The organism is Streptomyces sp. NBC_00461, assembly GCF_036013935.1.
In the GTDB taxonomy this organism is placed as follows: Bacteria; Actinomycetota; Actinomycetes; order Streptomycetales; family Streptomycetaceae; genus Streptomyces.
In genome coordinates, this window is record NZ_CP107902.1 from 9,509,621 (window position 1) to 9,533,587 (window position 23,967).

The following is a 23,967-nucleotide window of genomic DNA, read 5'->3' on the forward strand; positions in this document are numbered from 1 at the left end:
GCCCCGGACGGTGGTGCTTTTCTGGGGATGTGGCGCGGTTCGCGGGGAACCCGCACGGCCGCGCCACCGCCACGAGAGGAGCGATCACGATGGACCGTGTGCGACCGCACGAGGAGCCCGTAGCGCTCGAGATCAGCGGATGCAGCAAGGAGGACGCACGGATCGTCTTCGACACGCTGTGCGCGTGCTTCGAGTCCGACCGTGGCCCCGACGAGGTGCCGCAGCAGCTCCACGAGACCCGTCCGATGGTGTGGCTCGGCACCTTCGAGGTCACCGACGCCCACGAGTGCCCGGCTCCCGCCCGGCTCTCGTCCTCGGTCGAGGTCGACGCCCAGGGCGGCTACTGGGCTGTCGAGCGCCTGCGGACCACGCTGGACCCGCTGTTCTCGGTGCGCGACCTCACCTCGGCCTCGGGCGACCAGGAGCGGGAACTGCACGTACGCCTGGAAAGCCGCTGACCGGCCGAGCTGATCCGACCAGAACGGCTCCGGCGGCAGGGCTCACCTGGTCAGCAGGTCGAGCACCGCGCGCCGGTAGACGGCGTGGACCGCGGGCAGGTCCGTGAGGCGGGCGCGTTCGTCCGCGCCGTGCAGGCCTTCGTAGTGGACGCCGAATCCCGCCGTGGCCGGGATGCCCGCGCTCGCCAGCAGGTTGTCGATGTTCGACGGGCCCGCGGTCTTCGCCCGAACCGTGAGCCCCTCGGCGGCGGCGGCCTCCAGCAGCGCGGCGGCCGGCTGCTCGTCCTCGGCGAGCCGGAAAGGCGGCCACACCGCCACCTCGGTGATGCCGGTCGGCCGGGGAGCGGGCAGCCGCCGGTCCAGCTCGGCCGCCGCGGCGCGGACCAGTTCCTCGGCCGCGCGGGCGTCGAAGCCCGGGGTGGTGCGGACGTCGACGCCCAGCTCGCACAGGTCGGGAACCACCGAGAAGCCCTCGCCGCCGTGGCAGTAGGTCACCGTCAACCTCGGTGGAAGCGGGAACTCCCCCTCGGCGTCCGGGAGTTCGGCCTCCTCCAGTAGCTGCACGAGCCGCGCCGCACGGGAGACCGCTCCGACCGTCGTACGCCTCGACCCCGAGTGGGCGGAGGCCGCGTGCACCGCGATCGTGGCCCGCCACAGCCCCCGCCCGCCGACCACCACCTCCTGCGGCCCGGGATAGCCGATCATCACCCCGGCCGGGCGTACGGCGTCCGGGTCCGCGAGATAGGCCCGCGCACCCCCGAAGCCGCCGGTGTGCTCGTCGACGTCCAGCAGGACCGCGAGCCCGCCGTGCAGGTCAGCGGCCCGGCCGTGCAGGTCCGCCGCGATCCGGCAGAACATCGCCGCCGCCAGCTTGGAGTCGGCCGCTCCCCGCCCCCGCAGCCACCCGTCCACCACTTCCCCGCGGTCCGGCGGGAACGACCAGGCGCCCTCGTCGCCGTACGGGGCGGTGTCCACGCAGGCGTCGAGTGCCCACCAGGGCCCCGGCCGGCCGCCCGCGACCTCCACCAGCAGCGCGACCGGCCGGCCCGTGCCGTCGTGGAGGCGGCGACACGGCAGGTCACGGGCTCCGAGCCAGTCCTCCAGTGCGGCGAGGACCGGCTCGTAGTCGTCGATCCCGGCCCGGCTCGGGCGGCGGATCAACTCCTGGGCGAGCGCGACCACCTCGGCGTCTTCGGGGCTCATGGGGCCACTGTGCCCCCGGGTGGCCCGAGTCACCCCCTCCCGCTTGTGCAACTAGTTGCAAAACATGGTCGGGGTCCTCTACAACAGAGGCACCACACCGTGCACGGAGGACCCCGATGAGCCGTTACCCGCACCTGCTGAACCCGCTCGACCTGGGCTTCACCACGCTGCCCAACCGCGTCCTCATGGGCTCCATGCACGTCGGTCTGGAGGAGGCCGAGCGCGGCTTCGAGCGCATGGCGGAGTTCTACGCCGCCCGGGCACGCGGGGGAGTGGGCCTCATCGTCACCGGCGGCATCGCGCCCAACGACGCCGGGCGGCCGTACGAGGGCGGCGCGAAGCTCACCACCGACGCGGAGGCCGAGCAGCACCGGCAGATCACCGACGCCGTGCACCGCGAGGGCGGCCGGATCGCGATGCAGATCCTGCACTTCGGCCGGTACGCCTACCACCGGGACCTCGTCGCACCGAGCCCCCTCCAGGCCCCGATCAGCCCCTTCCCGCCCCGCGAGCTCACCGACGCCGAGGTCGAGCAGACCATCGACGACTACGCACGCGCCGCCCGCCTGGCCCGGCAGGCCGGCTACGACGGCGTCGAGATCATGGGCTCCGAGGGCTACCTCATCAACGAGTTCATCGCCGCGCAGACCAACCAGCGCTCCGACCGCTGGGGCGGCTCGTACGAGAACCGCATGCGCTTCCCCGTCGAGATCGTCCGCCGCGTCCGTGAGGCCGTCGGCGAGGACTTCATCATCGTCTACCGCCTGTCCATGCTGGACCTGGTCCCGGGCGGCTCCACCCTCGACGAGGTGATCACGCTCGCCAAGGCCGTCGAGGCGTCCGGCGCGACGATCATCAACACCGGCATCGGCTGGCACGAGGCCCGCATCCCCACCATCGCGACCTCCGTGCCGCGCGGCGCCTACACCTGGGTCACGAAGAAGCTCATGGGCGCGGTATCGGTCCCGCTCGTCACCACCAACCGCATCAACACCCCTGAACTGGCCGAGGAGTTGATCGCCGACGGGTACGCGGACATGGTCTCCATGGCCCGCCCGATGCTCGCCGACCCGGACTTCGTAGCCAAGGCCGTCGCCGGGAAGCCGGAGGCCATCAACACCTGCATCGGCTGCAACCAGGCCTGCCTCGACCACACCTTCAGCGGCAAGATCACCTCCTGCCTGGTCAACCCGCGCGCCTGCCACGAGACCGAGCTGGTCCTCTCCCCGACCCGGCTGCGCAAGCGCGTCGCCGTCGTCGGCGCGGGACCGGCCGGACTCGCCTGCGCCGTATCGGCGGCCGAACGCGGCCACGAGGTCACCCTGTACGACGCCGCGAGCGAGATCGGCGGCCAGCTCAACGTCGCGCGCAGGGTTCCCGGCAAGCAGGAGTTCGACGAGACGATCCGCTACTTCCGCCACCAGCTCGACGCGCACGGCGTGGACGTACGCCTCAACACGCCTGTGACAGCAGGGGACTTGGCGGACCACGACGAAGTCGTCGTCGCCACCGGCGTCACCCCGCGCACCCCGGACATCCCGGGCGTCGACCACCCCAGCGTCGTCGGCTACCTCGACGTCCTGCGTGACAACGCACCGGTCGGCGACCGCGTCGCCATCCTCGGCGCGGGCGGCATCGGCTTCGACGTCGCCGAGTTCCTCACCGACGGCGGGGACAAGGCGAGCGAGGACCCGGCGACGTACTTCCGCCAGTGGGGCGTCGACATGGACTACAGCGCGCCCGGCGGTCTCGCCGCTCCCGAGCGTCCCGCGCCGCCGCGCACCGTCCACCTCCTGCAGCGCAAGCCCACCAAGGTCGGCGCGGGCCTCGGCAAGACCACCGGCTGGATCCACCGCACCGAGCTCAAGCACCGCGGCGTGACCATGGTCCCGGGCGTCCGCTACGACCGTATCGACGACGCCGGACTGCACGTCACCGTCGGCGAGGAGAGCACGATCCTGGCCGTCGACACGATCGTGCTGTGCACCGGACAGGAGCCGCGCCGCGGCCTGTACGAGGAGCTGGTCGCCGCGGGCCGCAGCGCGCACCTGATCGGCGGCGCCGACGTGGCCGCCGAACTGGACGCCAAACGTGCCATCAAGCAGGGCACGGAGATCGCGGCCGCCCTTTAGGCCCTGTGGCGAAGGTGGCTCCCCCAGAGGGGGTGCCCCCAGCCGCGCGACGCCCGGCATGCACACTCCCCCAGCCTCCGGCCGGGGGGGACCCCCGGAGCACGCGCCGGACGCCGCGCGGCCGCCCTTCGGGCGACGACGTCACTTGCGCAACAGGCCCTGGTCACCGTCCCTAGGATGAATCCATGTCCCTCCCGCACGCGATCCTCACCGCCCTGCTCGAAAAGCCGTCCTCGGGGCTGGAGCTGACCCGCAGGTTCGACAGGTCGATCGGCTACTTCTGGTCGGCGACGCACCAGCAGATCTATCGCGAGCTGGGAAAACTGGAGGCCGAGGGCCACATCCGGGCCCTGCCGTCCAAGCAGCCGGCCCGGGGGCAGAAGAAGAGCTACGAGGTCCTGCCCGCGGGCCGTGCCGAACTGGCCCGCTGGACCGCCGCGTCCCAGGACCCCAAGCCGCACCGCGATGTGATGCTGCTGAGGCTGCGCGCGGCGGCCGTGGTGGGCACGGACGGTCTGGAGACCGACCTGCGCCGACATCTGGAGCTGCACCGGCTGCAGTTGGCCGAGTACCAGGAGATCGAGAAGCGCGACTTCCCGCCCGGCAAGGACGCTCCCCAGGACCGGCTGCGGCATCTCGTGCTGCGGGCGGGCATCGACCTGGAGACCTTCTGGACGCAGTGGCTCACGCACGCCCTGGAGGAGTTCACCGAACTGCCCGGTCCCGGGACGGCGTGAGCGCGGCCGCCCTCAGAGGCGGTTCGGCTTGGCGCGGCGGCGCAGGTACCAGCCCGTCGCGATGACGCCCGTGCCCACCAGGGCGGCGCCCACTCCGAGCGTGACCGGGCCGTAGTCCTTGACGGCGCCGCCCAGCCCGCCCATCACACCGAGCGAGGGCGAGGGCTTGGCCGTAGCGGAGATGGTGGGGGTGGATGCGGGGGCGACGATGACCGACTGGGTGCCCGCGGTGCTGTTGTTGAACGAGCAGATGACCACCACCGTGTAGGTGCCCGGGCTCACGTTCGACCAGGCCGCCGACTGCAGCGCGGTGGTCCCGGACAGGGACACCTGCCGCCCTTCGGCGAAGTTCGTCTGACTGCTGTTGAGCAGCGAGGCGGTGCCCCAGCTGCCACTGCTGGTGGTCCGGGAGCAGGTGCTGGTCGTCACCGAGACCGTGGTCCCGCTGGTGCTCACCGAGATCCCCGTCCCCTGCGCCGCGGCCGGCACGGCGGCGAGGGCTACGGGGAGCGCGGCGGCGGCTGCCGCGGTCAGGGCGGAGCGGAGGAGTAGCTGGGAGTTGCGCATTGGTCTGCCCTCCGACGGCACGGTTGGCGGTACATCCCTTGCGCCGCCGAGGGTCGGGAATCGCCCGTGCTGCCTCAGGGGCAGCCAACGTCCCCACGGCCCGCTCCGCACGCGGACGGCCCCCGGGCAGGTGACGGATTCCTTCGTCCGGCCCATGCGGGGAGCGCCGTCACGGCCGGGAGCCGCCGCCCGCCCCGGTCGTCACGCTCCGCTGCTCCGAGTAGCCGCCCCAGCTGCCGTCGGGCAGCTTCGCCCGGATCCGCACACGGTGGGTCACGCCGGCTTCCCGGCCGACGTAGAACGAGTACGACGCCCGGTCGCGCGGCGCGTCCCCGCCGTAGACCAGGGAGGTGGCCGTCCGGCCGTCGAGGCGGATCTGGTACTCCGTGACCACGCCGTCCGTGCGCGGCGGGATCCAGCGGAGGTCGAGGTAGTACGCCCCGTCGGCGCGGCGGCTCGTCGCACCGAAGGCGGTGGGCGCCGTGTTCCGCCCGTCGTCTGAACCCGGGGTGGTGAGGCGGACGGTGCCGCTGGGAGGCGAGACGTTGTCGGCCGCGTCGCGGGCTCGGACGGTGAAGGCGTACCGGGTGCCCGGCCGCAGTCCCGTGACCACGGTCGCCGTCTGTGCCCCGCCCACGCTGTGGATCTTGGAGGCGCCCTGGTGGATGTCGTACGACAGCACGGCCCGGTCGTCGCTCGACGCGGACCAGGACAGCTCGACGGCCCTGCTCCCGACCACGCGGCCCCGCGCCTTCCCCGGACGGGTGGGCGCCGTGCCGTCCGCCGCCGCGGCCGCGGGGGTCGTCGCCCGCACCGCACGGCCGGGCGGCCCGAGCCGGCCCTCGGTGTTCCGCGCCCGCACGGTGAAGACGTACACCGTGGAGGGTCTGAGCCGGACGACGTCCACCATGTGCTCGGAAGCGGGCACCTCCTCGACCTTTGTGGTGCCGCGATACACCTCGTAGACGCTGACGCGAGGGTTCGCGGACACCGCGTTCCACATCACGTGCACGCTCGACGAGCTGCCCGCCGCCGCGGTCACGCCCGAGGGCGCGCCTGGAGACCGCCCGTCATCGCCGCTCGCACTCCCGTTCCCGCTCTCGCTTCCAGCGCAGGCGCCGACCAAGGCCAGTGCCGCACAGAGGACGAGGGATCGGTACACGAGAACGGACCGGCGCGCGAGAACGGAGCGGTTCACGAGAACGGTGTCGCGACGCACGGCTCTGCCTCCCGGACGGCATGGCGGCAATGGTCCGTACCAATATGAGGCTCCTGGCGTGGCCGCATCAAGAGGGCGGTGTTCGGTGTCGCCCCCGGAAGCGGCCACGGAGGCGGCTGCCGTGGTGGCCGCCCGCGGGAGTTACGTATGCTGAAGCTCCTCGCGGCTGAACTCTCCTTGAGGGCTTGTGAGTTCACGCCGGTGGCGCGGGCCGCTGTCGTCGCTGTTCCCGCGCCGGACGCGGGTGGCCGGGCGCCCGGAGCCGACGCAGGCTCAGGCGCCCGGCCCCTGCCGGACATTCCGGGGCGCGCCACGCCGTGACCTGCCTGAAGCCGTGCGCCGTCCGGCCCGCCTACGGTGTCCGAATGATCGTTACGGCACCAGATCGGGCCGAATGCCCGTCAGTTTCCCGGAAGAGAGGGTCCCTCATCGTGCGTGTCCAGACGCTGACCCTGGCCGTGGCCGGAGCCGCGCTGCTTGCCCCGGCGATGCTGCCCGACGCCGATCCCGGCGTCCGGGTGGAGCCGGTGTCCTGGCGCGAGGGCGACGTCCCGGCCGCCGACCTGCTGGCCAAGGTGCGTGACTGCACCCAGGTCTCTCACGGCCGGTACCGCAGCGACGCCGGCAAACCGGCCAACATCGCGGTGTGCGGCACCCGGCGCGCCGTCTTCTGGAAGGCCGACATGGACATCGACTGCGACGGACGGTCCGGCCCCCGCTGCAACCGCCGCAACGACCCGCAGTTCTCCCGCGCCACCGCCTACCAGCAGTCCGACGGACGCCACCTGAGCGCCGAACGCCTCCCGTACATCGTCGTGCCCGCCGCGAGCCGCATCTGGGACCACCGCGACTACGGCGTCCGCGGCGGTTCGATCGTCGCCGTCGTCTACCGGGACCGGGTGCAGTACGCGGTGGTCGGCGACATCGGTCCGAGCAACATCATCGGCGAGGCGTCCTACGCCACCGCCAAGGGCCTCGGCATCGCCCCGGGCCCGCGCAGCGGCGGCACGCCCTCGGGCGTCACCTACATCGTCTTCAAGTACTCGCAGGCCAAGCCGATCGAGAGCCATGCCGCCGCCGTCACGGCGGGTCGGCGGCTGGCGAGGCAGTTCGTGCAGAGCGAGTGAGCCCCCGGGCGGCCGTCGGACGGCCGCCCGCCCGTCACCGACCGGCCGGCCCCGCCGTTGACGTCGCTCGCCGCGCCCTGGCCAGGCGAGGAACACGATCGCGGCGCCCCGCTCCGCCGGCTCACCGGTCCGCCCACGGCCGCCTCCCGGAGGCTGGGGCACGCGGCCCCCGTCGCCGAGGTACGGGCCGAGAGCCGTCGGCCCGTACGCGTTCCTGCCCACGTCGGGCCTCATCCCCGTGGCCGTACCGCCCGGGGCGATGGCCTTGGTGCGGATGCCCTGGTCGCGGCACATCACCGCGAGCGACTGGGTCAGGCCCCTGCCCCCGTGCCGGGAGACCGTGCAGGCGGCGCCCGCGGCACAGCCCCGGATGCCGCCTTGGAGGCGGTGTTCACGACCGCGCCCGTGCCCGCCTCCGCGCGCGGCCGTCGAGCACGACACGACGCCTGGCGCATCGCGGACGGGGAGCCCGGCCCCGTGACGGCGGAGGCCGGGCTGATGCCGTCCATGTGCTCGGCCTTGGGCCGCGGCGGACGGGCTCGGCTGGACCGTCCGTTCAGACCTTCCGGTAGCTGTACGCGTCCGCGGCCGCTGCCTCCACCGCCGCCAGGTCGGCGCCCGTGGCCGCCGTGACCACCGCGGCCACCGCTCCCTCCACGAAGGGGGCATCCACCAGCCGGGTGTTGTCGGGGAGTTCGTCGCCCTCGGCGAGCAGCGCCTTCACGGTGAGCACGGCGCTGCCGAGGTCGGTGAGCACGGCGACCCCGGCGCCCCGGTCCACGGCCGCGGCCGCGGCGGCGATCAGCTCCGAGCTCGTGCCGATCCCGCCGCCCTCGGTGCCGCCCGCCGGGGCGACGGGCACCGAAGTCCCGCCGCCCGCAAGCCCCTTCGCCAGCTCGGCCACCGACGCGGCGACCTCGGCGCTGTGCGAGACCAGCACGATCCCGACCTGCTTGTCGTCACTCACCGCCGGCCTCCGTGAGGGCTCCGATGAGCAGCGCCGACGAGGTGGCGCCGGGATCCTGGTGTCCGATGCTGCGCTCCCCGAGATAGCTGGCCCGGCCCTTGCGGGCCTGCAGCGGCGTCGTCGCGAGCGCGCCCTGCTCGGCGGCGGCCGCGGCGGCGGCGAAGCCGCCGTCGTCGAGCGCGTCCACGGCAGGCACCAGCGCGTCGATCATGGTCTTGTCCCCCGGCGCGGCGCCGCCGAGCGCCATGACCGCGTCCACCCCGGCCCGCAGCGCCTCGGTGAACTGCGCTTCGCTGACCTCACCGGCGTCCCCGAGCGCCTTGCCCGTACGGCGCAGCAGCGTGCCGTACAGGGGCCCCGACGCGCCGCCGACGGTCGAGATCAGCTGCCGTCCGGCGAGTGTCAGGACCGCGCCGGGCGTCGAGGGTGCCTCCTTCTCCAGCGTCGCGGTCACGGCCCGGAACCCGCGTTGCAGATTGCTGCCGTGGTCGGCGTCCCCGATGGGCGAGTCGAGGGCGGTGAGCCGTTCCGCCTCGCGGTCCACGGACGCGGCGGCCGCCGTCAGCCAGCGGCGGAAGAAGTCGGCGTCGAGCACTGGATCTCCTTGCGTGGTAGGTACGTTGACCGTTGACACCCGGCCGGCAGGCTGGCTGGCTGGTTTTCCTACATCCCCCAGCGCAGCCCCGGCGTCTTCACCGGTGCGTCCCACAGCCGGAGCATTTCCTCGTCGATCTGGCACAGCGTGACCGAGGCGCCCGCCATGTCGAGCGAGGTGACGTAGTTGCCCACCAGGGTGCGCGCGACGGCGACGCCACGCTCGGTGAGCACGCGCTGCACCTCGGCGTTGAACCCGTACAGCTCCAGCAGGGGCGTCGCGCCCATGCCGTTGACCAGCACGAGGACGGGGTTGCGCGGGGGCATGTCCTCAAGGATCGCGTTCACCGCGAACTCGGCGATCTCACCCGAGGTCATCATCGCCCGCCGCTCCCGGCCGGGCTCGCCGTGGATGCCGATGCCCAGCTCCAGCTCGCCGGTCGGCAGGTCGAAGGTCGGGCTGCCCTTGGCCGGGGTGGTGCAGGCGCTGAGCGCGACGCCGAAGCTGCGGGAGTTCTCGTTGACCTGCCGGCCGATCGCCTGCACCCGCTCCAGTGGCTGTCCCTCGTCCGCCGCGGCACCCGCGATCTTCTCCACGAACAGCGTCGCCCCGGTGCCCCGGCGCCCGGCCGTGTAGAGGCTGTCGGTGACCGCCACGTCATCGTTGACCAGCACCTTGGCGACCTGGATGCCCTCGTCCTCGGCGAGCTCGGCCGCCATGTCGAAGTTGAGCACGTCACCCGTGTAGTTCTTCACGATGAACAGCACGCCCGCCCCGCTGTCCACGGCCGCCGCGGCGCGGGCCATCTGATCGGGAACCGGCGACGTGAACACCTCGCCGGGGCAGGCACCCGACAGCATGCCGGGGCCCACGAATCCGCCGTGCAGCGGCTCGTGCCCCGAGCCGCCCCCCGAGATCAGGGCGACCTTCCCCGCCACGGGGGCGTCCCGCCGTACGATCACCCGGTTCTCCACGTCGACGATCAGCTCGGGATGGGCCGCCGCCATGCCTCGCAGCGCATCCACGACCACGGACTCCGGGACGTTGATCAACATCTTCATGGTTCCTCCTGGTGAGCCTGGCACCTGTGGGCAGTATCGACCTTGCGACCGCGGCGGTCACGTGGACCGGCAGTCCGTTTGTACGACTGCTCCCCACAGGTCGACCCTCCCATTCCGGATCGTGGAGTGAGACCTTTTAGGTGTGTCCGTCCTCATTGCGCCCGTGAGGAGGTGTGACCGATGCGAAAGGTCAGACGGGTGAGGCTCCTGGGGTGGCGCTGGCGGAGCAATCCGCTGCGGCGGCGCAGCGACCTGCTGGAGGCGTGGATCGTGCTGGCCGCCTGGGCCGTCGCGACGCTGGGGGCGGTCGCCGCCGGTGTCGTCGTCGCCCAGGCCGCACAGCGCACGGTGGAACGGGACCGGGCGGAACGCCGGCCCGTGACCGCGGTACTGATCAGGACCGTGCCCGACAGCGGACGGGACGTGGTCACCGGCGCGCGCTACGACCGTGTGCTCGCGAAGGTCCGCTGGACGGACGAGAGGGGCACCGTCCGCACGGGCTCGACGGAGGTGAAGCCCGCGACCAGGTCCGGCAGCGCGGTGGCGGCGTGGACGGACGGGCGCGGCCATCTGGTGACGCCGCCCGTCAGTTCCACGGAGGCGACGACGCGGGCGGTGCTGGCCGGTACCGGCGTAGCCGCGGTCACCGGCGCCCTGGTCCTCGTCGGCGGCCGCCTGATGCGCATACGGGTGGAGCATCGGGCCACCGAACAGTGGGGAGCCGAGTGGGAGCGCGTCGGCCGACGTTGGGGGCACACGACGGGCTGACGGGTCCGTCGGGCTGACGGGTCCGTTGGGGTGACGCGTTCGCCGGGGTGACGGACGTGGGGGCTTCGCGGCAGGTACCCGCACGGCGAACCAGAGGGCGGCCCTGCGGCGAGCGCCAGTGCTTGCCGCAGGGCCGCCCGTCCGGGGCCGACGTGGACGGCGCCGACGTCAGCCTGCGCCGGGACCGCCGCTGCCGAAGGAACCGCTGCCGCCGTCGCGCCAGCGCAGCCGGTCCTGCGACGGACTGGTCCGGGTCGGCGAGTTGCCGTGGCCGGGAATCTCGTGCGGCGTCAGCCGGTGGTCGCTGTGCGGCACCTCGTCGGGCTCGCGGTTCTCCAGTACCTCGCGGACCGGGCCGTCGTCCGGCAGCCGCGGCTGATCCTCGGGGCGCGGCGGACCGGGCTCGCGGCCCCGGATACGTGCGCCCAGCCAGAAGGCGCCGATCAGCAGCGCCACGACCACCACACCCACCACGACCAGGCCGATCCCGAGTGCGCCGCGGCCTGCGGCGATGTCCATCCATGCGGAGCTCATGGGCCGCGGGTACCCGAGCGGCCCGACGTGAACCGGCCCTCCTCGGAGACCCGAGCCGGCGAGCTCAGCAAACCCCGTGCTTCCCGGTGTTTGGCACGATCGACCCCGGCAACCCGGCCGACGTGACTTCGACGACCGAGCAGGAGCTCTTCCGGTTCCTGGAGGACCGCTTCGCCGTCGCTCAGGCGTGCACCGAGTGTGCACGCGCCTGTGCTCTGCGCGCGAGCCTCGTGGACCCGGACGGCACACAGGAGCAGGAACTCGTACGACGCAAGGGCATCATGTGCGCGGAGGTGTGCGACGCGACCTGCCGGGTGCTCTCCGAGCAGAACCGGCTGGACGAGGTCGGCATCCGCATCCAGGTGGAGTGGTGCCGCACCGTGTGCCTGGAGTGCGCGCACGTCTTCGACCGGCTGCCGGGCGCTGAGGACGGCGCGAAGGCCGGCCGGGACTGCGCACGGGCGTGCACGGACTTCCTCGCCACACTGAACTGACGACGCGGGGCGCAGCGCAGCGCCGGGCGGTCGACCTGGGTACCCGTGGACCGTGACCTCGCCGTCCCGAAGGCGGCGCGGGCGGCCGGCGCCGAGCGGACAACTTGCGTCGCGCACTGACCGGTTCGAGACGAAACGGGCCCGCACGGTGACCGCGGGCCCCTTTCCGTACGCCTCGGCATTCCCAATTTCTGAAACACGTTCTACGGTGTGCGCCGTCAGGACCGGCCTGCGAAGCCTGGAGGCGCCGTGCACCTCGAATACACGCCCGAGCAGCTGCGGCTGCGCAGCGAACTGCGCGCCTACTTCGCCGAGTTGGTGCCCGACAACGCGTACGCCCGGCATGGCGAACCGGCCACGCAGAAACGCTTCTACCGCGAGACGATCCGGCGCCTCGGCACGGACGGATGGCTCGGCGTGGGCTGGCCCAAGGAGTACGGCGGGCGCGGACTGACGGCGATGGAGCAGTTCATCTTCTTCGACGAGGCCGCCCAGGCAGGGGTACCGCTGCCCCTGATGGCGCTGAACACGGTCGGACCGACGATCATGCAGTTCGGCACGGACGAGCAGAAGGCGTACTTCCTGCCCAAGGTCCTCTCCGGCGAGATCGACTTCGCGATCGGCTACAGCGAGCCCGACGCGGGCACCGACCTGGCCTCGCTGAAGACGCGCGCGGTGCGCGACGGCGACCAGTACGTCGTCAACGGGCAGAAGATCTGGACGACCAACGGCGACACCGCGGACTGGGTGTGGCTCGCCACGCGCACCGACCCGGACGCCCCGCCCCACAAGGGCATCACCATGCTGCTCGTCCCGACGACCGACCCCGGCTACTCCTGCACGCTCATCAACACCCTCGCCTCGCACGACACCACGGCCAGCTACTACGAGAACGTCCGTGTTCCCGTCTCCCGCCGCGTCGGCGCCGAGAACCAGGGCTGGCGGCTGATCACCAACCAGCTCAACCACGAACGCGTCACCCTCGCAGCCCACGGCACCATGGCGATCCGCGCCCTCCAGGACGTGCAGCGCTGGGCCCTCGAGACCAAGCTCGCCGACGGCCGCCGCGTCGTCGACCTGCCCTGGGTGCGCCGCCGCCTCGCCCAGACACACACCAGGCTCGACGCGATGAAGCTCCTCAACTGGCAGATGGTGAACGCCGTGCACAACGGCACCCTCACCCCACAGGACGCCTCCGCCGTCAAGGTCTACGGCTCCGAGGCCCGCCGGGACGCCTACGCCTGGCTGATGGAGATCGTCGGCGCCGCGGGCGTGCTGAAGGAGGGCTCGGCCGGCGCGGTGCTCCACGGCGAACTGGAGCGCGGCTACCGCTCCGCCGTGATCTTCACCTTCGGCGGCGGCAACAACGAGATCCAGCGGGAGATCATCTCGTGGATCGGTCTGGGGATGCCACGGGTACGGCGTTAGCCTGCTGTGACCACAGACGCTAGTTGTCACATACCGAGGATAGTTGGCACCGGGATCCAGTGGGATCGTGACCCCAGCCGGTTGCCTCCTAGTCAGGCCGGAGCATGGCGGGTGAGCGATACCGGTGCCGAAATGCGTGCCCATCGCCGCAGGCGCCAAACAAGTCTGCTCTCTCGGTTCCCACCGCCATGCCCCATCGCCTGAACAGACGTAGTCCACCGGGCCCTTGCAGCCCCAACCACCGCATCAAGCCACGATTAAAGATCGAGTGTTGACCATCCAACAAGCTGTTCTGCCACAGGCCAGTGCAGATCGTCCGACGCCGATTGCATGTTCCAGGAGCCGATGTGCCCTGTGGTTGTCAATCGGCCAAGTGTTTCAGTGAACTCCGTCGCGGACAGCCCGCACTCGCGTGCCAGTCGATCCGCTTCCGCTACTCCGTGGATACTTTTTGGCGCGGTATGGGCCGCGAGGCACGTGGCAACGAGTTGGGGAAGTGGGTCGCAGTTCGTGCGGACGCGGCAAGCGGTTCGTAGTGCCCAGTCTGCGGCAGCGAGACGGTCAGGGCGCGCCGGGCATTGGGTGAAGAGCCCGACGTCGAGAAGCTGGACGACCGCAGCGCCTGCGATGGAGCGCGACGCGGGCAGGTTTGTGCTTAGCCATTGTGCTTGGCGGAGCTCCCGCCACGATCCGTGGCAGGTTCCAAACGAAGGCTGCGCAGTACCCCGAGCGGCAAGCGGACTTGAGCTGAGTCGTTCATGCGCAAGGCGCATTGCAGGGCGATCATTCGGGCCGCGGGTCCGGTCTCAGCCGGCAGTGCGGAGGCGAGATAGTTGAGCATCTCCCGTACCCGAGTCTGTCTGTCCGGGGCTCTGGGGCTTCGGCGCTTTCGGTAAATGTCCGCATGCGACGGCGACATGTCGCAGCGCTGATGAACGTGTCGGGAACGACGGCCGCCTGTGACGTGGCGGCGGCGCAGGACGTACACGCATCCGCGAGGCGCCACAGTCGTCCGCCTCGCTCGCGTGCGAGCACGAGCCGGATGGGCCCTCCGCAGCCTCTATGACGCGGGTGCCAGTTGCAGCCGCGCTCTTGGCACTGGCAAGTACGGAGGTGCGCGGGGAGGGGATCGCGGCGAGCGTGTCGTGCCAAGTGGGCCAGGAGCTCCGACCGAGCGGATGTCCCGCTGAGTAGTCGCCCACTGTGGGAGCACTGCTGGCATACGAGGATCGGTCCGCCGGGCTGTGGGCGCAGTTCCACGGTCCAGGCGCGCCGGACGCCGGGTCGTGTCGTGTCGTGCAAAGCCTCATGGGGGGCGTGTTCCTCCCGTCATGTCTGCGCCGTACCCGCAGAGGGTGGGGGTGGCCCGCACACGGTAGTGCAGACCCCTGCCCTCCGTCCGATGTCGCCACCTGCAGAAATAGGGCAGGGGTCTGCACTGACAGGGCAGTGGTCTGCACCGTCGGATTGGGCGCGTGACGATCTTCCCGCCCGACCCGGATTTCGAGGCGCTGCGTCTGGAGCTCGCGCGGCTGCGGGCGGCGCGCGGCTGGAGCTATGACGAGCTCGCTGCCCGAAGCGGCCTGGCCAGAAGGACCCTCATCGAGATTGAGCAGGGGCGCACCATCGGCACTCTCAAGACTTGGCACGCCCTCGCACATGCCTTGAGCACTCCACTCGACGAGCTCTTCGGAGCCCTGTGCGAGGGGCACGAGCCCCCGGGGGCGACCGGCACTGACCACTGACCGGGAGGGCTCGCGCCAATCACCCGGACCGGCGACTCGACACGAATCTTTGATCGACAACTAGAACGTGCGATTCATGAAATGGGGCTGTTCGAGGGACCTCCCGGCCTCGGTGTCGTGGATGCGGCGTGTTGCCTGGCACCTTCGCGTGCATGCGTTCTTCATCCACATCGCGGGCTTGGGACGGCAGCCCCGCTGTCGCCTACCCGCGACGCTCACTGCGCATCGAGCACGACAGCCCCAGTCGGCTCCTGCGCTGTGCTCAGCCTGATCGCTGCCGAGAGTGCGGCAACCCCGTCGAGTGGTACGACCGGAGCATTGCGCGGCCCGTCCCTCTGCACCCCCGGGAAGTGCCCGCGGCCGAGGTGCCCACCGCCTATCGATGGCACGTCAGCTCTGGTGTCGCCCATCCGGCCGACGACGGCAGAGCCTGGTGCCGCTTGGCGCACGACCTTGTCTGCCCCGCTCGTGACGCTGCGGCCGTGGCCTCCGCGCTGGACGGGCTGCGCCGGGTGCTGGCGCTGAACACGCGCCGTCTGATCGACACCGGCGCGTTCACCCCGAACACTCCTCCGGGCCGGCCAACGGCACACCCCGACGTCTGCCGACCTGCCAGACCCGTCGTGCAACTCCTGTACGTCCGCTACCTGGCTGCGCACCCCGTGGACGAAATCCAGTGTGTAGCGCAGACACGTCACCGCGATCGCTGCATGGAAAGGCTCCTCACCGCAGACACCCAGGTGGGCGTCTGGAGGCTGGTACCCGCCACGGCCACACGGGGGCAACTCGCCTTGCCCTGTGAGCTCATGGCTGTATTTGACCTCACCGCGCTTCCCTACGCCGAGCAACTGCGCTGGCGCATGCAGCGGGGTTCCACTCACGCCGCGACCCCGTCAGCAGCGGACCTCGCGCTGGCCGACTGGGAGTCCTTCGACCCCATGCTCCACCGAGCGCACATCCACAACCGCCTGCCGAACCATGTCCGTCGTCCGCGGCTGAAGCACCACGAGCATGGAGCGGCTGGGTCGTGACATCGCACCACGCCATTGAAATCCTGCTGACCAGGCCAGCCACCAATGGCGAGCTCCACCGGGCGCGTCGTACCGTGCCCCTCGCAGTGACGGCCGACCGCACCCGGTTGATGGTCGTCCATCCGGCCAAGACGCCCGGCCGCGCCTTGCGGTCACTACGCCGGCGGCTGCACCACCTTCTGCCCGTCGATGCCCTGACCACCCACTATCCCGACCAGCATGGGCAGGTCCTTCTCAACCTCGAGTTCAGCCGTACCGCGCGAGCGGCGATCCGCCAGGCCGCGACCGCCAGGGGACAGCGGCCCGGCGACTTCGTTGCCCGGAGCATGACCGCAGCTCTCGAACGGAACGAGAGGGAACGCTCCGGCAGCTGACGGCGCAACTCGAAGTCCAGCTCGCTCTCCACTCCTCCGAAGACGTACTTGCCTGCACAGCCCACATCCTGCTCCGCCGTCAAGCTCGGCCGTAGCTGACTCGTATGCCGCCGGCCGCGCTCGGCGGAGCCACTCGCACCCGAACCACTAGCCCTTCTCCTCGTGGAGCCCTTGTTGCACACGCCCACAGACGAACAGGCACACGCCGTCGAAGCGTTCCGAGATGGCCATCACCTCGTGCTGCAGGCAGGCGCCGGCACAGGAAAAACCAGCACGCTGAGCCTGCTCGCCGCCAGTACCAAACGCCGAGGGCGTTACCTCGCCTTCAACAAGGACATCGCACGCGACGCCTCCGCACGTTTCCCGCGATCTGTGACGTGTAAAACCGCGCACGCCACGGCCTACGCAGCCCTCGGCCACCGCTTTGCCTACCGACTCAACAGCCCTCGCCAGCCCGCCTGGAAGATCGGCCAGGCCCTCGGCATCACATCCCCCATCCGTATCGGAGATCACGAGATCAGCCACAGAACGTTGTCGCACAGCGTCCTGCGCACGGTGACCCGTTTCTGCCACTCGGCTGACCGGACCCTGGCTTCTCACCACGTACCCGCGCTGCGCGGCTTGAGTGCGCCGGACGAGCAAGCCCGACTTGCCGAGGTCGTAGTGCCGTTCGCCCACAAGGCGTGTGGCCTCGCGCGCTCGGCATCGCCAGCAGCGCGGCGACGGACCCGGCGCCGGCTGATTCGCCGAACACGGTGACCTGGCCGGGGTCGCCACCGAAGGCGGTGATGTTCTCCCGCACCCACGTCAAGGCCGCGACCTGGTCGAGCAGTCCGCGATTCGCCGGCGCCCCCTCGATGTGGGCGAACCCCTCGATGCCGACTCGGTGGTTGAAGGTCACCAGGACGAGATTCCCGTCACGGGCCAGCCGACTGGGATCGTAGGCGGGGTCGTCGACGGAGCCGAACTTGTAGGCCCCGCCGTAGATCCACACCATCATCGGGCGCTTCGTCGCCGGGTCCGGATCCGGTGTCCAGACATTGACGGTGAGCCAGTTCTCTCCTCCGGGCGTGGGAGCGGGTATGGCAGGGCTCAACGGCTCCTGCGGTGGCGGGGGACCGAACATGAACGACTCGCGCGTGCCCTCCCATCGCCGCACCGGCCGGGGCGCGGCGAAACGCAGGCTCCCCACCGGGGGTTCGGCGAAGGGGATGCCCCGGAAGACCACGAGACCGTCCTCGTGGCGGCCGCGCACGGCGCCCCCCACGGTGGCGATGTCGGGAATCGGTTCTGTGGCCACGACACTCCTCATTGAGCTCTACCGACCGCCACGCGGTCGCTGTACGAAAACCAGGCGTCGGCTGCATGGTTCTTCAGGTCCCGGACGGCCGCGCAGGTCTGATCGTGGAGCCGGGGCGACGACGAGATCCTCGTCCGGACGGGCGGACGGGCGGACGGGCGGACGGGCGGATAGGCGGACGGGCGGATAGGCGGAAAGGCCGCGCATCACTTTCAGGATTGTGCGGTCCGAACCCCCGGAGGCTGTCTGTCCGCGATGGGCGGGCACCTCAGGCGAGCGAGGTCCACACGCTCTTGACCTCCGTGTACGCGTCGATGGCTGCGCTGCCCATCTCCCGGCCCCAGCCGCTGGCCTTGAACCCGCCCCAGGGGGCGGAGGCATCCACGGGGTTGGGCATGTTGATGAACACCGTGCCCGCGCGGATGGAGCCCGCCACGCGGTGCGCCGCGCCCACGTCGCGGGTCCATACGGCCGCCGCCAGGCCGTACTCGGTGTCGTTGGCGCGGGCGACGGCCTCGTCCTCGTCGTCGTACGGCAGGACGGACAGCACCGGGCCGAAGATCTCCTCGCGGGCGATGCGCATGTCGTCCCGTACAGCCGTGAACACGGTCGGCTGGTAGAAGAAGCCCGGCAGGTCGTCGACGGGGGCCCCGCCGGCGAGCAGCTGGGCGCCTTCCTGGACCCCGCTGCGCACCAGTGCGTGGACGTGGTCACGGTGTTCGCCGGTGACCAGGGGGCCGAGCTCGCTGTCGGGCGCGCTGCCCGCGCCGAGTCGCATCCCGCTGACGGCCTTGGCACAGCGCTCGGCGAACTCGTCGGCGAGGGAGCGGTGGACGAGGAATCGGGTGTAGGCGGCGCACACCTGGCCGCTGTTGAGGAGCGCGCCCTGAAGACAGCCCGCCACGGCCGCGTCCAGGTCGGCGCCGGGCAGTACGAGGCTCGGTGCCTTCCCGCCGAGTTCGAGCGTGACCCGCTTGAGGTTACCCGCGGAGGCCCGGACGATGTCCCTGCCGGTCTCGGTCGAACCGGTGAAGGAGACCTTGTCCACGCCGGGGTGCTCGACGAGGGCCCGGCCGGCCTCGGGACCACCGGTCAGCAGGTTGATGACGCCGGACGGCACACCGGCCGCCCGGCACAATTCGACGAGCCGCACCGTGGTCATCGGGGTCTGTTCCGCGGGTTTGACGATCACGGTGTTCCCGCAGGCGAGGGCCGGTGCGATCTTCCAACTCGCGATCATGAGCGGGAAGTTCCACGGGGTGATCAGCGCGCACACTCCCACCGGCTCGCGCTTGGTGTACTGCAGCACGCCGGGGAAGGACAGCGGCGCCGTCTCTCCGTAGATCTTGGTGACCCAGCCGGCGTAGTAGCGGAAGTGCTCGGCAGCCGCGGCGACGCTGACCGCCATGGAGATGCCGAGCGGCTGGCCCTGGTCGCGGGTCTCCAACTCGGCCAGTTCCTCGGCGTGTTCCTCGATGAGGTCGCCGATGCGCCACAGGATCCGGGCGCGCCGGGCCGGGGTGAGTCCCGCCCACTCCGGGTTTTCGAGGGCGGCGCGGGCGGCCCGTACGGCTGCGTCGGCGTCCGCTGCTCCGGCGTCGGACACGATGGCGTGCGGGCTGCCCGTCGCCGGGTCCAGGGTCTCGAACTCCGCTCCGGAGGCCGCGGCTTGCCACTCGCCACCGATGAGAAGGGTATTGGTCACAGCTGTGCTCCCAGGATGAAGTCGGCGCAGCGCTCGCCGATCATGACGGCAGGTGCGTGGGTGTTGCCGGAGGTGACGGAGGGCATGACGGAGGCGTCCGCGACGCGCAGTCCGGCCACGCCGTGTACGCGCAGCTGCGGATCGACGACCGCCGTACGGTCGATGCCCATACGGCAGGTGCCCACCTGGTGGTGATAGCTGAGGAGGGTCCGCTTGATGTATGCAGCGACCTCCGCGTCCGTACGCACGTACGGTCCGGGTGCGACCTCGCGGGCCCGCCAGTCGCCCAGCGACTTCTCCTCGCCGATCTCCCGCACTTGCTGCACGGCCCGCACCATGGCCGCGAGGTCCGACGGCTCGGAGAAGTAGCCAGGGTCCAGGGCAGGAGCCTGGGTGGGGTCGGCCGAGCGCAGCCACAGGCGGCCCCGGCTGAGCGGACGGATCGTCCCGGCGAGGACCGAGAAGCCGTGGCCCTCTTCCGGAATGTTCATGTCGGGCACCGGCAGTGGCAGGTGAGACATCAGCGGCTGCAGGTCCGGCACGGCCAGCGCCGGGTCGGACTTGGCGAAGTAGTGGGCCTCCAGTTTGTTGGCCGTACCCTGCGGCACCGGCCGTGCCGACTCCCACACCACCGGAGCGAGGGTGTGGTCGTGCAGGTTCGCGCCCACGCCCGGCAGGTCCGCGGTCGTCCCGATCCCGAGGGCCCGCAGCTCGTCCGCCGGCCCGACCCCGCTGAGCAGGAGCAGCTGGGCCGATCCGATGGTGCCGCCGGACAGGATCACGTCGCCTTCGCAGCGGATCTCCGTCGTACGGCCCTCGCGCAGCAGCTCGACGCCCCGCGCCCGGCCACCGTCCACCAGGACGCGCGTGACCGCAATGCCGGTCATCACTGTCAGCAGCGCACTGTCGAGCACCGGCTGCATGAAGGCGGTCCACGCGCTGACGCGGTTGCCGTCGCGGATGTTGCGGTGCAGCAGGTTCACGCCGAGCTGGTCCTGGCCGTTGCAGTCGTCGTTGTACGCGATCCCGTAGTCCTGGCACGCCTCGATGAAGGCGGTGGTGACCGGGTTGGGAGAGTGGTTCCGGCTGACGGGCAGCGGACCGCCGGCCCCGTGGTAGTACGACGCGCCGTCCTCGAAGTCCTCCGAGCGTTTGAAGTACGGCAGCACCTCGTCGTACGACCAGCCCGCCGCTCCCTGGTAGGCCCAGCTGTCGTAGTCGGCCCGGTTGCCGCGGACGTAGATCATTCCGTTCAGGGCGCTGGAGCCGCCAAGGACCTTGCCGCGCGGCCAGAACACCTGGGTGCCGGAGGCGTGCCGCTGGGGTTCAGTGGTGTACGCGTGGTCCTGCGGGGAGTTCCACAGTTCCCACAGTCGCCCCGGGTCATGGATGGCCGGGTTGTCGTCCCGGTCGCCCACCTCGATCAGCAGGACGCTCCGGCCGGCGTCCACGAGTCTGCGGGTGAGGGCACAGCCGGCGGAGCCGGCGCCCACCACGATGTGGTCGTAAACGGTGTGTGTTGCTCGCATGACGGGAGGGTCACAGGCGGACGGGCTGTGCGCTTGTGCCGTTGTGCACGGGCTGTTGCGGAGGCGGGCACGAACGGCTGTGCACGGGCGGGCGGACCGGCCCTGCTGCCGGGCGCCCATTGCCCCTGCCGGCCTGTGGGCGACCTGGCGGCTGCGGTGGGTGACCGGGCCGGACCGCGTGGGCGAACGGCTGGTCCGAGGCAGCACGCGACGGGCCAGGACCACCGAAGTGGTCCTGGCCCGTCGCGGGAGTCGCAGAAAGGGGGGTCGGTCAGGACACGGCGGATGCGCTCGTGGTTCGCTCCGCAGCGCCGTCGCCGACCGCCGCCGCCTCCTTTCTGCGCAGGACAGCGGGAGCCGTCTCCTTCAGCCCGAGCGCGAGCAGGACGACCAGCCCGGCACCCGCCGCCGAGATGTACATGGCCGTTTGAAGCCCCCAGTTGTCGGAGGCCCACCCGGCGATCACCGGAGCGAGGAAACCGCCGGCGAGCTCACCGATGCCCATGACCAGGCCCAGGGCGGTCGCCAGCGCGCCACGGGGGACGGTCTCCGCGGGGATGGTCGCCATGAACAGGGTGAAGCAACCGAGACCCGTATACGTGAGCACGACCACTGCGCCGAGCACCAGAGGACTGCTCACATACACCACGGCCAGGGGGCAGAGCGCGGCCATCACCGTGAAGACGATCAGTGTGTTCTTGCGGCCGAAACGGTCCGAGATCCCCGGTGTGACGAAGCCCCACAAGACCCACGCCACCCCGAGGCAGGTCACGACGCCGCTCATCGTCGCGGGTGAGAAGCCCTTGACCGAGATCATGTAGACGGGCGCGAACGTGATGATGACGAAGAACCAGGTCATGTACGCGCAGGCGATCAGCACGCAGAGGATGATGTTGCGCTGCCGGAGGATGCTGCCGATGCTCGGCTTGGCCGCGGCATCCGCGGATTCCGCTACGGGCGCCGTCATCACACCGCCACCCGGCGGCTCCTCCCGTACCGACCGCCAGATCCACAGGGCGAGCAGCAGGCCGGGGACGATGGTGATGACGAACGCCAGTCGCCAGCTGTACTGCGTGGCGATCCAGACCACGGCGAGCGGGCAGAGGATGCCGCCCATCAGTCCGGCCGATGAGCCCTGTAGCAGACCCATGTTCAGGCCGCGCCGGTGCTCCTGGGATGCCTCCACCATCAGAGACTGCGACGCCGGCAGTACGGCACCTTCCGCCAGCCCCATCAGCGCCCTGGCTCCCAACAGCGCGACGAAGCCGGTGACCAGCCCGCTCGACGCCGAGAGGCAGGAGAAGAGCACCACCGCGATGATGATCACGGGCTTACGACGGCCGAGCCGGTCGGACAGGCGTCCGGAGATCATTCCGGACAGGGCCCAGGTCAGCGCGAGGACTCCGGCGAGCGTGCCCAGGGCGGTGTTCGAGAGGGGGATGTCCTTACCGATGAAGGGGACGAGGAAGAAAAGTGCCTGCCGGTCGAAGAAGACGAGGCCGAAGCCCAGGAAAAGGATGACGAGCAGCTTGTTCTCGTAGCGGCGGGCGTCGGAGCCGGCGCCACCGAGCGGAGGGGGCGCGGCGGATCGCTTTCTCAGCATGAATGCCTCATTCGTCGGATGAGCGGGAGCCGGAGAGGCAGGAAGGGAGAGCCGTGGGGAGAAGAGACAGCACGGGGCTGTCGATCAGCGCAGTGATGCGCTTCGGCCCTGGGGAGGTCGGGACGTCAGCCCGTTCTTGTGTCGGTGGATGTTCCTGCGTAAGCCGCTCACTGTCGCCCGCGAGGCGGGCCCGTGAGGAGTGTGCGGCTCTCTCTCACGACGGGAGGGTGCACCTCGGCGGCCCGCTCCGGCTTGCGTGATGGTGCACCGGCCCTTGCTGGGGCGGGCACGATCGGCAGATCCGCCGTGTTCGGGACGTACCGCGACAGGCAGCGAAAGGTCGGCGAAACCGCGTGACCGCCGCTGAGCGCTCGCTAGGCGCCCAGCGCCGTGCGCCCGGCCCCGCGTGCCTCCGAGGGGCTCATGCCGTAGGCGCTCTTGAATGCGTGGCTGAAGTGGGCGGGGTCGGGAAAGCCCCAGCGGCTTCCGACGGTGGCGACGGGCATATGGGCGAGCGCGGGATCCGCGAGGTCGCGCAGGCACTCGGCGAGACGACGCTCCCGGAGCCAGCCCGAGACCGTGTATCCCCGCTCGGCCAGCAGCTTGTAGAGGAAGCGCCGCGAGATGTGGTGGGCGGCCGCGATCCGGTCGGGGCCGAGCCCCGGGTCGGAGAGCCGCTGCTCCATGTACGTGAGGATCCGCCGGGCCAGCAGCTCCCGCCCGTCGTCCTGCTGCGTCACGTGCACGGCGCACCGGTCCGAGAGCATCGCGCCGACCAGGTCGACCACGCTGTCCGCGAGCCGCGGCGTGCCGACAGCGTCCAGCTGCCGCACTTGCCCGGCCAGTCCGCGCAGGAACGGGTGCACCACGGGCCCCAGTCCGTCGCTGCACGACACGGTGGTGGCGATCATGCGGGTCAGGTCGCGCTCGGGCAGCCGGAGCAGGACCCGGGGGAACATCAGCACGAGTGTGCGGTACGCCTGGTCGAAGTCGAGTGTGTACGGGTGCCGGGTGTCGTAGATGGCCAGCTCGCCAGGCTTGAGCAGGGCCTGGCGGTCCGCCTGGGTCAGCATGCACTGCCCGGCCAGCTGAAGACTCACCTTGACGAAATCGGCCGGGTCGGAGGCGATGTGCCTTCGGGTGTGGGCGACGCCGTGCGGATCCGCGGCCACGACAGACACCTGCACCGCGCCGAGCTGGGCGGTGTGCAGGGAGGCACGGAAGTCGGGAACCTCGCGCGGCAGCGCCTCCAGCGGCACAAAACTCTGGCCGACCACTTCCCGCCAGAACTCGAAGCGTCCTGCGGAGGTGTCGTCCGACGGAGTCGTCATCGAGGGCATGGGTCTCCTCTGCGGGCCCTTCGGCAAGCCGGCAGGTAGGCGTGCCGCCG

At 71.0% G+C, this 23,967-nt stretch carries 21 protein-coding genes and 2 pseudogenes; 11 read left to right on the top strand and 12 right to left on the bottom strand.

Going from position 1 to position 23,967, the window contains the following annotated elements:
- Positions 1-89 precede the first annotated feature (89 nt).
- Positions 90-458, top strand: coding sequence for a hypothetical protein (locus tag OG870_RS44010; protein ID WP_266526025.1), 369 nt, complete (start codon positions 90-92; stop codon positions 456-458).
- A gap of 42 nt (positions 459-500) precedes the next feature.
- Here OG870_RS44010 and OG870_RS44015 read toward each other — a convergent pair whose 3' ends face one another.
- The gene (locus tag OG870_RS44015) at positions 501-1,661 is read right to left on the bottom strand and encodes a M20 family metallopeptidase (RefSeq protein WP_327692111.1); all 1,161 of its coding nucleotides are present in this window, start codon (positions 1,659-1,661) and stop codon (positions 501-503) included.
- Positions 1,662-1,777: 116 nt separating this feature from the next.
- On the opposite strand from OG870_RS44015, the gene OG870_RS44020 reads away from it, so the two are divergent.
- Positions 1,778-3,793, top strand: coding sequence for an NADPH-dependent 2,4-dienoyl-CoA reductase (locus tag OG870_RS44020; RefSeq protein ID WP_266526021.1), 2,016 nt, complete (start codon positions 1,778-1,780; stop codon positions 3,791-3,793).
- A gap of 185 nt (positions 3,794-3,978) precedes the next feature.
- Positions 3,979-4,530, top strand: coding sequence for a PadR family transcriptional regulator (locus OG870_RS44025; RefSeq protein WP_266526019.1), 552 nt, complete (start codon positions 3,979-3,981; stop codon positions 4,528-4,530).
- Positions 4,531-4,542: 12 nt separating this feature from the next.
- On the opposite strand, the gene OG870_RS44030 is transcribed toward OG870_RS44025, so the two are convergent.
- Together OG870_RS44030 and OG870_RS44035 are read right to left on the bottom strand one after the other, a co-directional pair.
- Positions 4,543-5,097, bottom strand: coding sequence for a hypothetical protein (locus OG870_RS44030; protein WP_266526017.1), 555 nt, complete (start codon positions 5,095-5,097; stop codon positions 4,543-4,545).
- Between the two features lie 169 nt (positions 5,098-5,266).
- Positions 5,267-6,259: a fibronectin type III domain-containing protein gene (locus OG870_RS44035; protein ID WP_327692368.1), complete on the bottom strand. Its 993-nt coding sequence runs from the start codon at positions 6,257-6,259 to the stop codon at positions 5,267-5,269.
- Positions 6,260-6,747: 488 nt separating this feature from the next.
- On the opposite strand from OG870_RS44035, the gene OG870_RS44040 reads away from it, so the two are divergent.
- Complete coding sequence (locus OG870_RS44040) at positions 6,748-7,443, top strand: glycoside hydrolase family 75 protein (RefSeq protein WP_327692112.1); 696 nt, start codon at positions 6,748-6,750, stop codon at positions 7,441-7,443.
- Between the two features lie 556 nt (positions 7,444-7,999).
- Here the strand turns inward: OG870_RS44040 and OG870_RS44045 are convergent.
- From OG870_RS44045 to dhaK, 3 genes are all read right to left on the bottom strand, one after another.
- Positions 8,000-8,410, bottom strand: a complete 411-nt coding sequence (locus OG870_RS44045) for a PTS-dependent dihydroxyacetone kinase phosphotransferase subunit DhaM (RefSeq protein ID WP_266526012.1) — start codon at positions 8,408-8,410, stop codon at positions 8,000-8,002.
- The gene (gene dhaL / locus OG870_RS44050; protein ID WP_266526010.1) at positions 8,403-9,005 is read right to left on the bottom strand and encodes a dihydroxyacetone kinase subunit DhaL; all 603 of its coding nucleotides are present in this window, start codon (positions 9,003-9,005) and stop codon (positions 8,403-8,405) included. Before dhaL ends, OG870_RS44045 begins: the two co-directional genes overlap by 8 nt.
- Positions 9,006-9,073: 68 nt before the next feature.
- Positions 9,074-10,066 carry a dihydroxyacetone kinase subunit DhaK gene (dhaK, locus tag OG870_RS44055; RefSeq protein ID WP_266526008.1) on the bottom strand — a complete coding sequence of 331 codons (993 nt, stop codon included), beginning with the start codon at positions 10,064-10,066 and terminating at the stop codon, positions 9,074-9,076.
- 180 nt (positions 10,067-10,246) lie between these two features.
- Here dhaK and OG870_RS44060 point away from each other — a divergent pair, with 180 nt between their 5' ends.
- Positions 10,247-10,834 (top strand): Rv1733c family protein, encoded by a 588-nt coding sequence (locus OG870_RS44060; protein WP_266526006.1) that lies wholly within the window; start codon positions 10,247-10,249, stop codon positions 10,832-10,834.
- A 168-nt stretch (positions 10,835-11,002) separates the two neighbouring features.
- Here the strand turns inward: OG870_RS44060 and OG870_RS44065 are convergent, their stop codons facing one another.
- A complete protein-coding gene (locus tag OG870_RS44065; RefSeq protein ID WP_327692113.1) occupies positions 11,003-11,368 on the bottom strand; it encodes a DUF6479 family protein in 366 nt (121 codons plus the stop codon).
- Positions 11,369-11,490: 122 nt separating this feature from the next.
- On the opposite strand from OG870_RS44065, the gene OG870_RS44070 reads away from it, so the two are divergent.
- From OG870_RS44070 to OG870_RS44095, 6 genes and pseudogenes are all read left to right on the top strand, one after another.
- Complete coding sequence (locus OG870_RS44070; RefSeq protein WP_266588605.1) at positions 11,491-11,862, top strand: ferredoxin; 372 nt, start codon at positions 11,491-11,493, stop codon at positions 11,860-11,862.
- Positions 11,863-12,111: 249 nt separating this feature from the next.
- A complete protein-coding gene (locus tag OG870_RS44075) occupies positions 12,112-13,290 on the top strand; it encodes an acyl-CoA dehydrogenase family protein (RefSeq protein WP_327692114.1) in 1,179 nt (392 codons plus the stop codon).
- Positions 13,291-14,765: 1,475 nt separating this feature from the next.
- Positions 14,766-15,035: a helix-turn-helix transcriptional regulator gene (locus OG870_RS44080; RefSeq protein WP_327692115.1), complete on the top strand. Its 270-nt coding sequence runs from the start codon at positions 14,766-14,768 to the stop codon at positions 15,033-15,035.
- A gap of 152 nt (positions 15,036-15,187) precedes the next feature.
- Entirely contained in the window at positions 15,188-16,066 is an 879-nt protein-coding gene (locus OG870_RS44085; RefSeq protein WP_327692116.1) for a DUF6083 domain-containing protein, read from the top strand.
- Positions 16,063-16,440: a hypothetical protein gene (locus OG870_RS44090; protein WP_327692117.1), complete on the top strand. Its 378-nt coding sequence runs from the start codon at positions 16,063-16,065 to the stop codon at positions 16,438-16,440. The genes OG870_RS44085 and OG870_RS44090 overlap by 4 nt, the downstream gene beginning before the upstream one ends.
- A 174-nt stretch (positions 16,441-16,614) precedes the next feature.
- Positions 16,615-17,124, top strand: a pseudogene (locus tag OG870_RS44095) (DNA helicase); the annotation flags it as partial.
- A 4-nt stretch (positions 17,125-17,128) separates the two neighbouring features.
- Here the strand turns inward: OG870_RS44095 and OG870_RS44100 are convergent.
- From OG870_RS44100 to OG870_RS44120, 5 genes and pseudogenes are all read right to left on the bottom strand, one after another.
- Positions 17,129-17,752, bottom strand: a pseudogene (locus OG870_RS44100) (carboxylesterase family protein); the annotation flags it as partial.
- A gap of 256 nt (positions 17,753-18,008) precedes the next feature.
- The gene (locus OG870_RS44105; protein WP_327692118.1) at positions 18,009-19,445 is read right to left on the bottom strand and encodes an aldehyde dehydrogenase family protein; all 1,437 of its coding nucleotides are present in this window, start codon (positions 19,443-19,445) and stop codon (positions 18,009-18,011) included.
- Positions 19,442-20,974, bottom strand: a complete 1,533-nt coding sequence (locus OG870_RS44110) for a GMC family oxidoreductase (protein ID WP_327692119.1) — start codon at positions 20,972-20,974, stop codon at positions 19,442-19,444. The genes OG870_RS44105 and OG870_RS44110 overlap by 4 nt, the downstream gene beginning before the upstream one ends.
- A gap of 271 nt (positions 20,975-21,245) precedes the next feature.
- A complete protein-coding gene (locus OG870_RS44115; RefSeq protein ID WP_327692120.1) occupies positions 21,246-22,577 on the bottom strand; it encodes an MFS transporter in 1,332 nt (443 codons plus the stop codon).
- A 374-nt stretch (positions 22,578-22,951) separates the two neighbouring features.
- Positions 22,952-23,908 carry a helix-turn-helix domain-containing protein gene (locus tag OG870_RS44120; protein ID WP_327692121.1) on the bottom strand — a complete coding sequence of 319 codons (957 nt, stop codon included), beginning with the start codon at positions 23,906-23,908 and terminating at the stop codon, positions 22,952-22,954.
- Between the last annotated feature and the right edge of the window lie 59 nt (positions 23,909-23,967).